General features: G+C 55.0%; 1 protein-coding gene. It reads right to left on the bottom strand.

What is annotated here, in order from left to right; genetic code table 11:
• Window positions 1–1,198: hypothetical protein (locus AK963_RS29120; protein WP_139117780.1), on the bottom strand; the 1,198-nt coding region annotated here is incomplete at its 3' end.
• Between the last annotated feature and the right edge of the window lie 98 nt (window positions 1,199–1,296).

Here is a 1,296-nt window from a genome sequence, read left to right as displayed (position 1 = left end):
TCTCCCACCCCGAACCGATGTTCGGGTCACCAATGCTAATGGTGTGTCGGAAGGTCTGTGCTGAATTGGTGGGACTGAGGGTTTTCTGGTAGGGGTTGGCAATCTTGTTCTCATCCCGGTAGTCGTAGGTAACGCTGCCACTGTTGAACGTACCCTCACGGTCTTCCGCTAAAAAATACAACCCCACCTCATAGCGGCCCTGGGTCATGGTCTGGCTGAGTTCGATGTCGTGGGTGGTGAATTGGTCGATGTCCACGGCCACCGTTTCCCCGTCGATCCATTCCCCCCATTGCTGCCGATACCGGAAGGTCACGTTCACCTTACGGTTCTGCCAGGTACCGCCGCTGCCGGTGGAACGCTGGCTGGCAACCCGTCCTTTAAGAATGACCTTTTTCACCTGGTCCACACCGCCTCTGGTAAAGGTGGTGGTATTGCTGGTCCCCTGGTAAAGGGCGTTCCTGACCTCCGTCTTGCTGCCATCCGCCAGCAGCAATCGGGCATAGGGTTTGAACACCCACGCCCCTTCAATGGCGCCGTGAGGCATCGGGGATGAGTGGTACAGCTCCAGCCGCTGGGACTGGTCAGGGTAGTCGGCGTTATAAACGGTAATATCGCGGGGATAGAGGTTAATGGTGGGCTGGCTTTTGAAATAGGCGGGAATCACCACGGTCTGGTTATGCCTGCCGATGCCGCTTTCTGTGCGGCGCACCTCTTTATAACGAACATGGCCAGAGCTGGCGGTGTAGATATAGGACTCAATCCGCCCCTCTTTCAACACCAGGTAATCGTTGCTGGCGATGCCGCCGCTGCCGCTTATCACCATCTGACCAAATCCATCGCTGCCGGTACTCAGCTCGATGGAACCCTGCCCAACCGTGAGCGCCGTGCCGTTTTGCAGTTCACCGGACTGAAGCTGGCTGATATTCACCGGGCCGTTGACGGCCAGATAGCCATTGAAGATCAACACATACTCCGGTTCTGCTTCGGTGCCAATATTGCGCACCGAAAACGGCTGCTCCGACAGCTCCGGGCTTTCCAGCATCAGGTCGGCCAGATTGATAATGGCCGTTCCCTGACCCGCCGTTCCAGCCAGTGCATTAAAGCCCCCAACCTGTCCGGCACTGTTGACGTGACGCACCCAGTAATAGTGCAGCGTGGTATTGCCAGTGATACCAATTTCATTTTCAAAATATGTCACGAATTCTGCGATTGCCTTTATACTTTAAATAGCCTGTTGTTCATCCCGTTAATGTCATGCCTAAAACTCCCGATTTTCCTGAAAACTTTCACGATGCA

Source organism: Endozoicomonas atrinae, assembly GCF_001647025.1.
Lineage (GTDB): Bacteria > Pseudomonadota > Gammaproteobacteria > Pseudomonadales > Endozoicomonadaceae > Endozoicomonas > Endozoicomonas atrinae.
The sequence above is the reverse complement of the archived record's forward strand: the minus strand, read 5'-3'. Positions and strand labels throughout refer to the sequence as shown.